Raw genomic sequence first — 8,036 nt, 5'->3', positions numbered from 1 at the left:
GTGCCGGCGGCCGGGGCGGTGACGGCGGTGCGGGCATCGGCGGGGTCGGCGGCGGCCAAGGTGGCCAGGGCGGCATCGGTGGGCAAGGCGGCGGCGGCGGCGCCGGTGGTACCAACACGGCCACAGGTGTCGGCGCGGTCGGCGCCAACGGCGGCAAAGGCGGCACTGGCGGTGCCGCCGGGGCGGCTGGTTCCGGTACCGACGGCGGCGCGGCCGGCACGATCGGCACGGGTGGCAAGGGCGGCACCGGCGGTGCCGGCGGCAACGGAGGCACCGGGCAAGCCGGCACGACCGGATCCTCGCCCAGTCCAGGCGGCCTCGGTGCAGCGGGTGGTGGCGGTGGCCAAGGCGGTGACGGCGGTGCGGGCATCGGCGGGGACGGCGGCGGTCAAGGCGGCCAGGGCGGCGCCGGTGGCCAGGGTGGCACCGGTGGCCCCGGCGGCAGCTACAGCAACAACAAGAACAGCGGCGGCGGGGCCGGTGGCGGCGACACGGGCAACGGCGGCGCAGGCGGCGCCGCTGGGGCCGGTGGCAGAGGTGGCACCGGAGGCAACGGTGGCCAGAACGGGATCATTACCGGCGGTGCCGGCGGCAAAGGCGGCGCCGGTGCTGTCGGCGGAACCGGCGGCGCCGGCGGCAACTCGCAGTTCGGTACCGGCGGAACAGGCGGAACCGGCGGAAGCGGCGGCGACGGCGGCACCGGCGGCAAAGGCGATGGCGGTCCCGGCACGGTCGGCACCACCGGCGGCAGCGGCAGTGCGGGCAGCGGTCCCAGCGGTCGCACGGGCGGTGCCGGCGGCGCCGGCGGGACCGCGGGCACCGGCGGCGCCGGCGGTCCCGCCTGACCACGGCGCGGCTTGCACCACGCCGGCAGTCGCTACGGTTTTCGAACGGCCGACCCGACCGCCTCACCCAGCGACGCGAACCCCCCGTCATGCAGCCGGCGGGCAATGCCGTCGTGAATGTGCTTGGCCCACAAGGCTCCGCCGTAGATGAACCCGGTATAGCCCTGCAGCAGCGACGCACCCGCGGTGATGCGCTCCCACGCGTCGTCGGCGGTCTCGATACCACCCACGCTGATCAACACCAGGCGATCACCGACCCGGTGTTGAAGCCGCCGCAACACCTCGACAGCGCGGCCTGCCACCGGCGGTCCGGAAATGCCGCCGGCACCCAGCTCGTCGACCCCGGGGGTCGCCAGGCCGTCCCGCGACACCGTGGTGTTGGTCGCGACGATCCCGGCAAGGCCCAACTCGACCGCCAGGTCCGCAATGTCGTCGATGTCGGAGTCGGAGAGATCCGGCGCTATCTTGACCAGCACTGGAGTCGAGGTTTCGGCCAGCACGGCGGTCAGGATGGGCCGCAGTGACTCCACCGCCTGCAAATCGCGCAGCCCGGGTGTGTTCGGCGAACTGACGTTGACCACAAGGTAGGAGGCCAGCGGGCCGACCAGCCGGGCACTGGCCCGGTAGTCGTCAACCGCTTTGCCGGCCGGCGTCGTCTTGCTCTTGCCGATGTTGACCCCGATCGGCACCTGGGGACGGTGCCGGGTGAGCCGAATCGCGAGCGCCCCGGCGCCATGGTTGTTGAATCCCATCCGGTTGAGCAGGGCGCGGTCGGTGGGCAACCGGAACATGCGCGGCGGCGGGTTTCCGGGTTGTGGATGCGCAGTGACGGTGCCCACCTCGGCATAGCCGAATCCCATCGCGCCCCAGGTGTTCAGCCCTGTGCCGTCCTTGTCGAACCCCGCGGCCAGCCCGAGCGGCCCGGGAAAGCGCACCCCGAACACCGTGCTGGCCAGCACCGGATCGGTCGGGCCCAGCCACCGGCTCATCCTCCGGCGCGCTGGTGCGACGGCAGTGACGGCGCGCAGCACGGCGAAGACGAACGTGTGGGCACGCTCGGGCGGCAGGAGGAACAGCAGCCGCCGCACCACACCGTAGATCCAGCCTTGGCGGCGGTCGCCGACCGTCACGGTTCCGGCTGGTCAGACGACGTGTTTTCCAGACGAGACTTCTTGCGGCGCAACAGCACTCGTCTGCTGCCGTCGGTGTAGAGCCGCACCCGCGTCAGCTCCCAGCCCCGGTACTCAGCCTCGATGGACAACCGGGTGGACGCGCTGAGCCTGGTCACTTCCGGCGGCAGGCGCAACGGCGCCCAGTCATATTCGTCCGACATGTCGATATCCCAGCCAGCGGGCAGCCGGCCCCGTCTGGGCGCGGGCCGGCCTTTCACGCGATACCCGCCGCATGCTCGATGACCTGGACCCCGGCACCTGACCCCGACACCACGTACAAGGTGCCCGACACATCGTCGAAGGCCAGCGAGTTGGGTTGCTGCACGGTTGGGTAACGCACCTTTTCCACGGGTATTCCGGTGCTGAGATCGTAACCAATGACGACGTTGGATGCGGTTTGGGATACCCAGGCCAGCTCGCGGGAGCCGGCCAGCCCGTACGGGGCCTGCGGCACGGGGTAGGCCTGGCGCAGGATCAGCGGGGTTCGCTCCGAACAACAGCCGTACACCAGCAGTTGGCCGCCGCGGGTGTCGGCGACCAGCACCCGGCCCAGCGGATCGGCAGCCAGGGTGGTGGCGCCCTCTCCGGCGCGCAGTGCCTGCTGGGCGCGACCGTCGGCGCCGATCGTCGTCACCGACGTCTGGCCGCGATCCAATACGACAGCGGTATTGCCTTGTGTCACAAGGGAATCGACGCGGGCAAAGATCTTGATGCGGTTGGCTACACGGGCAGTGCCGGCGGTCTCGGAATCCAGCACATACACGGCGCCGTCGGCGCTGCCCAGCACCAGCTTGCCGTCGGCGCGCCGCGCGATCGCGGTGAACTCGGTGCCTGCGGCGTCAGCAACGCCGACCTGTGCGACGTGGCCGTCGGACAGGTCGACCACGAAGTAACCACCTCGGGTGGCCAGGTAGGCGGTGCCGTGGTCGTCGCAGGTCATCGCGGTCGCGGGTCCGGGCAGGGTGATCACGCGCGGTGGCGTCTGCGCATCGTCGAACACGGTGATGCTCGATGGCGCTGATGGAACCGCGCCCGGGGTAAGAACGGCCAGTCGGCGCGTGCCGTTGTCGTACAGCGCCGCCTGCGGATGGCCGCTCAACGGCCGAATCACCCCTGCCGGAGCCTTGGAAACCGGCGGAGACACGGCGGGCTGCGCAGGCGGGATCGTCGGCGGCGCGGTTTGCAGCGGATTCGACGAACACGCCGTCACCAATGTCAGCAAAGCGACAGCAGTCCAAAGGCAGCGGTGAGCTGCTTGCTTAGTGGCTGCCAGCAACTACCCGGCCCTCCGCACGTCGAGCATGGGTCCCACTTTCCAAAGAATTTCGACTATTCAAGTCGCGTCCGATTTCGTCATGTTGCCCACGAAAAGTGGTACTAGAGAGGTATTGTCGCGGCATGACCGTCACCGCTGACCGGCATGTCGCAAACAAACAGTTTGCTATCGAAGACATGTCGACGGGCATCTTCGCCAGCGGCTATGGACAGGTCGGCGACGGACGTAGTTTTTCCTTCCGCATCGAACACCGGTCACTTGTGGTCGAAATCTACCGGCCGCGCCTGACCGCGCCCGTCCCGCAGGCCGAAGACGTCGTCGCGCGGTCGGTCCGCAGTCTGGTCGACATCGATGTCACCGACGAGCGCAGCTTGGCCGCCGCGGTGCGTGATTCGGTCGCCCAAGCCATACCCGTCTCGCGCTAGTCGCACCCGATACCCGCGTGCCGTACCAGGTACGGTCGTCGTCGTGTCTGCGGTTGCGGCGATGTCCTGGTGGCAAGTGATTTCATTGGCGGTGGTGCAGGGTTTGACCGAGTTCCTGCCGGTGTCTTCCTCGGGGCATCTGGCGATCATGTCGCGGATCTTCTTCAGCGACGACGCCGGCGCCTCGTTCACCGCGGTCACCCAGTTGGGCACCGAAGCCGCCGTCCTGGTGTATTTCGCACGCGATATCGTGCGCATTCTGCGGGCCTGGGTCCGAGGTCTTTTTCCAGGTCTGGGCGGCAAGTCGCATCGCAACGCCGACTATCGCCTGGGCTGGTACGTCATCATCGGGACCATCCCGATCTGCATTCTGGGCTTGTTCTTCAAAGACGAGATCCGCTCCGGGGTCCGCAACCTGTGGGTGGTGGCGACGGCAATGGTGGCGTTCTCGGGGGTGATCGCACTCGCCGAATACCTGGGTCGTCAGAGTCGTCACGTCGAGCAGCTGAACTGGCGTGATGCCGTGGTGGTCGGCGTCGCCCAGACTCTGGCGCTGGTCCCTGGCGTCTCGCGGTCCGGCTCGACCATCAGCGCGGGCCTGTTTTTGGGGCTCGACCGCGAGTTGGCCGCCCGATTCGGCTTTCTGCTGGCCATCCCCGCGGTGTTCGCCTCGGGACTGTTTTCGCTACCGGACGCCTTCCACCCGGTAACCGAAGGGATGAGCGCCACCGGGCCGCAGCTGCTGGTGGCCACCCTGATCGCGTTCGTGGTCGGCCTGTCCGCGGTGGCGTGGTTCCTGCATTTCCTGTTGCGGCACAACATGTATTGGTTCGTGGGTTATCGCATCGTGGCCGGCGGGGCAGTGCTGGTGTTGCTGGCGACCAGGACGGTGGCCGCGACGTGACGGTCATCCTGTTGCGTCATGGCCGTTCCACCTCCAATACGGCGGGCATCCTGGCCGGTCGGTCCGAGGGTGTCGACCTTGACGACAAGGGGCGAGAGCAGGCGGACGGGCTGATCGACCGACTCGGTGACCTACCGGTCCGGGCGGTGGTGACGTCTCCGATGCTGCGGTGCCGCAGCACCGTCGAACCGCTGGCTGACGCACTGTGCCTGGAGCCGCTCATCGATGACCGGCTTGCCGAGGTCGACTACGGCGAATGGACCGGCCGCAAGATCGGCGACCTGACCAACGAGCCGTTGTGGCGGGTGGTTCAGGCGCATCCCAGTGCGGCGGTGTTCCCGGGTGGCGAGGGGTTGGCGCAGGTGCAGGCCCGCGCGGTAGCCGCGGTGCGCGAGCACGACCGGCGGCTGGCCCTGGAATACGGCGGCGATGCGTTATGGCTGGCCTGCACCCATGGCGACGTCATCAAGGCGGTGATCGCGGACGCGTACGGGATGCATCTGGACAGCTTTCAACGGATCACCGCGGACCCCGCGTCGGCGAGTGTGGTCCGCTACACCGAGTTACGACCCTTCGTGGTGCACGTCAACCACACCGGGGCGCGGTTGTCGGCGGGGCTGCGTGCGGCGCCTCCGCCCAAGAAAGACCTTGGCAACGAGCAGGCGGCGGGGTCGGACGGTCAGGTGCCATCCGGTGATGCGGTGGTCGGCGGCTCTACCGATTAGCGCGATCGAGCCCCCGCCGGCCCGGTCGATCCAGGGGCGTCCGCACGGTATTTTGGAGGTGCCATGGCGCGCGCAATTCATGTATTCCGCACACCCGACCGCTTCGTCGCCGGGACCGTCGGCCAGCCCGGAAACCGCACGTTCTACATCCAGGCGGCTCATGATGACCGGGTTGTCTCGGTGGTGCTGGAGAAGCAGCAGGTGGCGGTGCTCGCGGATCGCATCGGCGCGCTGCTGCTGGAGGTGAACCGGCGCTTCGGCACGCCGGTGCCCCCGGAGCCTGCCGAAGTCGAGGACCTGAACCCGCTGATCATGCCGGTGGACGCGGAGTTTCGCGTCGGGACGATGGGACTGGGCTGGGATTCCGAGGCCCAGACGGTGGTCGTCGAGCTGTTGGCCGTCACCGACGCGGAGTTCGACGCCTCTGTGGTGCTCGACGACACCGACGAGGGTCCCGACGCGGTACGTGTGTTTCTGACGCCGGAGTCGGCACGGCAGTTCGCTACCAGGTCCAACCGCGTCATCTCGGCGGGGCGCCCACCGTGCCCGCTGTGTCAGGAGCCGTTGGATCCGCAGGGACACATCTGTGCACGGACCAACGGGTACCGGCGCGACCTGTTGTTCGGGTCTGACGATGAACCCGGGCAATGACGACTGTGAGGTCTTGCGCGACGGCGAGTTGACGGTCTTGGGCCGCATCCGCTCGGCGAGCAACGCGACATTTCTGTGTGAGTCGACGTTGGGCGACAACGCCGTCCATTGCGTCTACAAGCCGGTAGCGGGTGAGCAGCCGCTGTGGGACTTTCCCGACGGGACGTTGGCCGGCCGCGAACTCAGCGCCCATCTGGTGTCGGCGTGGTTGGGCTGGAACATCGTGCCCTACACCGTCATTCGTGACGGACCGGCGGGGCCGGGCATGGTGCAGCTGTGGGTGCGGCAACCCGGTGACTCGTTGGACGCCGATGCGCGTCCCGGGCCGGATTTGGTGGACTTGTTTCCCACGGGCAAGCCGCAGCCGGGTTATCTGCCCGTGCTGCGCGCCTACGACTACGCCGGCGACGAGGTCGTCTTGATGCACGCCGACGACGACCGGTTGCGGCGGATGGCGGTTTTCGATGTCCTGGTCAACAATGCCGACCGTAAGGGCGGCCATATCTTGTGCGGCATCGACGGCCGCGTGTACGGCGTCGACCACGGCGTGTGCATGCACGTCCAGGACAAGCTGCGCACCGTGCTGTGGGGGTGGGCGGGCAAGCCGATCGACGACCAGACGCTCGAGGCGGTGGCCAGGCTCGCCGACGCCCTTAGCGGACCGCTCACCGATGCGCTGCGGGGCCACGTCACCAGCGCCGAGATCGCGGCACTGCGCCGACGGGTGCACGGCCTGCTGGACAGTCCGGTGATGCCCGGTCCCAACCGTCATCGGCCGATTCCATGGCCGGCGTTCTAGCGGGTTCGGCGTACAGCTACTGGACCGGAAACCCCACCGGTGCCGCGGGTGCAGACGGGACCACTGGCGCTGGCGCTTTCCGTGTCGGCGCGAGCCTCCACGGATCGGCGATCTGAGCCGGAGCGCGACCGGCTTGCCCAGGAGCTCGGTGTCGACAGCATGTTCGGCCGGCCGATTCGAAATCTTGTGCAATCGTTCGCACCACGCAATCGCCGTTGGATCGCAATGCGCAGCTCCGAATCCGAATTGCGCACGGTCCCGTTTGCCGTGCGTACGCCCAGCTCGGCGATACTGAATCGGTGAGCCCTGCGGTGGATGACCTGACTGACGCGCAGCTGGCTGCCGATCTCGCAGCCGAAGCCGGGGAATTGTTACTGGCGGTGCGCGAGGAGGTTGGCTTCGACCATCCGTGGGCGCTCGGCGATGCCGGCGACGCCCGGGCCAACGCGCTGCTGGTGCGGCGGCTACGGGCCGCACGGCCCGGCGATGCGGTGCTCAGCGAAGAAGCTCACGACGATTTGATCCGGCTGAAGTCCGACCGGGTGTGGATCGTCGACCCATTGGACGGTACTCGCGAGTTTTCGACGAGAGGCCGCGACGACTGGGCGGTTCATGTCGCCTTGTGGCAGCGCACCACCAATGGCAGACCGCAGATCACCGACGCGGCGGTTTCATTGCCAGCCCGCGAGAACGTCGTGTACCGCAGCGACACCGTGACCGCCGACGCAGCGCCCGCCGGCATTCCCGACGTCATCAGAGTCGCTGTCAGCGCCACCCGGCCGCCGGCGATCCTGCATTACATCCGGCAGACGGTGGATATCGAATTGGTGCGGATCGGCTCGGCGGGCGCCAAGGCAATGGCCGTGATCGACGGCTACGCCGACGCCTATGTGCATGCCGGTGGCCAATGGGAATGGGATTCGGCGGCGCCGGCCGGAGTGGTGCTCGCCGCGGGCATGCACGCATCACGCCTGGACGGCTCGCCGTTGCAGTACAACCAACTTGACCCCTACTTGCCCGACTTGTTGATGTGTCGCAAGGAGCTGGCACCCGTCCTGCTTGGTGCTATCCGGCGGGCCTTTAAGTGAGCAGTTGGGCAGTCGTCAGGCTCTGAGGCGCTGGTGGCGTCGAGTATGCGCTGGCGGCGTCGAGTGTGCGTTGGCGGGTGTGTCCCGAGCGTGGAAGGGAGTTCGATGTAGGTAGAGCTTTCCGAAGCGGTGCTGTGCAGGAGATGAAGGA

10 protein-coding genes are annotated in these 8,036 nt (G+C 68.2%); 7 read left to right on the top strand and 3 right to left on the bottom strand.

All coding sequences use genetic code 11. The features are described from left to right. On the top strand, positions 1–845 hold an 845-nt coding region (locus AWC07_RS27455), incomplete at its 5' end, for a hypothetical protein (protein WP_208622371.1). Positions 846–877: 32 nt separating this feature from the next. On the opposite strand, the gene AWC07_RS06950 is transcribed toward AWC07_RS27455, so the two are convergent. From AWC07_RS06950 to AWC07_RS06940, 3 genes are read right to left on the bottom strand one after another with little or no spacing between them, the layout of a single operon-like run. Beyond that, entirely contained in the window at positions 878–1,945 is a 1,068-nt protein-coding gene (locus AWC07_RS06950) for a quinone-dependent dihydroorotate dehydrogenase (protein ID WP_051508125.1), read from the bottom strand. Between the two features lie 26 nt (positions 1,946–1,971). Next, on the bottom strand, positions 1,972–2,178 hold the full coding sequence (locus AWC07_RS06945) for a DUF5703 family protein (protein WP_051508123.1): 207 nt from the start codon (positions 2,176–2,178) through the stop codon (positions 1,972–1,974). A 53-nt stretch (positions 2,179–2,231) separates the two neighbouring features. Next, positions 2,232–3,293, bottom strand: coding sequence for an SMP-30/gluconolactonase/LRE family protein (locus AWC07_RS06940; protein ID WP_425271225.1), 1,062 nt, complete (start codon positions 3,291–3,293; stop codon positions 2,232–2,234). Positions 3,294–3,415: 122 nt separating this feature from the next. Between AWC07_RS06940 and AWC07_RS06935 the strand changes: the two genes are divergently transcribed. The 6 genes from AWC07_RS06935 to AWC07_RS06905 all read left to right on the top strand — a co-directional run bounded on the left by AWC07_RS06935 (position 3,416) and on the right by AWC07_RS06905 (position 7,885). Then, on the top strand, positions 3,416–3,718 hold the full coding sequence (locus AWC07_RS06935; protein WP_036416330.1) for a hypothetical protein: 303 nt from the start codon (positions 3,416–3,418) through the stop codon (positions 3,716–3,718). 61 nt (positions 3,719–3,779) lie between these two features. Then, on the top strand, positions 3,780–4,622 hold the full coding sequence (locus AWC07_RS06930; RefSeq protein ID WP_036416329.1) for an undecaprenyl-diphosphate phosphatase: 843 nt from the start codon (positions 3,780–3,782) through the stop codon (positions 4,620–4,622). Then, positions 4,619–5,347: a histidine phosphatase family protein gene (locus tag AWC07_RS06925; protein ID WP_036416327.1), complete on the top strand. Its 729-nt coding sequence runs from the start codon at positions 4,619–4,621 to the stop codon at positions 5,345–5,347. Before AWC07_RS06930 ends, AWC07_RS06925 begins: the two co-directional genes overlap by 4 nt. A 63-nt stretch (positions 5,348–5,410) precedes the next feature. Beyond that, positions 5,411–5,998: a DUF3090 domain-containing protein gene (locus AWC07_RS06920; RefSeq protein ID WP_036416325.1), complete on the top strand. Its 588-nt coding sequence runs from the start codon at positions 5,411–5,413 to the stop codon at positions 5,996–5,998. Next, a complete protein-coding gene (locus tag AWC07_RS06915) occupies positions 5,982–6,797 on the top strand; it encodes an SCO1664 family protein (protein WP_036416324.1) in 816 nt (271 codons plus the stop codon). The genes AWC07_RS06920 and AWC07_RS06915 overlap by 17 nt, the downstream gene beginning before the upstream one ends. A 299-nt stretch (positions 6,798–7,096) precedes the next feature. After that, the gene (locus AWC07_RS06905) at positions 7,097–7,885 is read left to right on the top strand and encodes a 3'(2'),5'-bisphosphate nucleotidase CysQ (RefSeq protein WP_036416321.1); all 789 of its coding nucleotides are present in this window, start codon (positions 7,097–7,099) and stop codon (positions 7,883–7,885) included. The last annotated feature ends 151 nt before the right edge of the window (positions 7,886–8,036 follow it).

The sequence above is a fragment of the Mycobacterium gastri genome, assembly GCF_002102175.1.
GTDB lineage: Bacteria > Actinomycetota > Actinomycetes > Mycobacteriales > Mycobacteriaceae > Mycobacterium > Mycobacterium gastri.
This window is presented reverse-complemented; position numbering and strand designations above follow the sequence as displayed.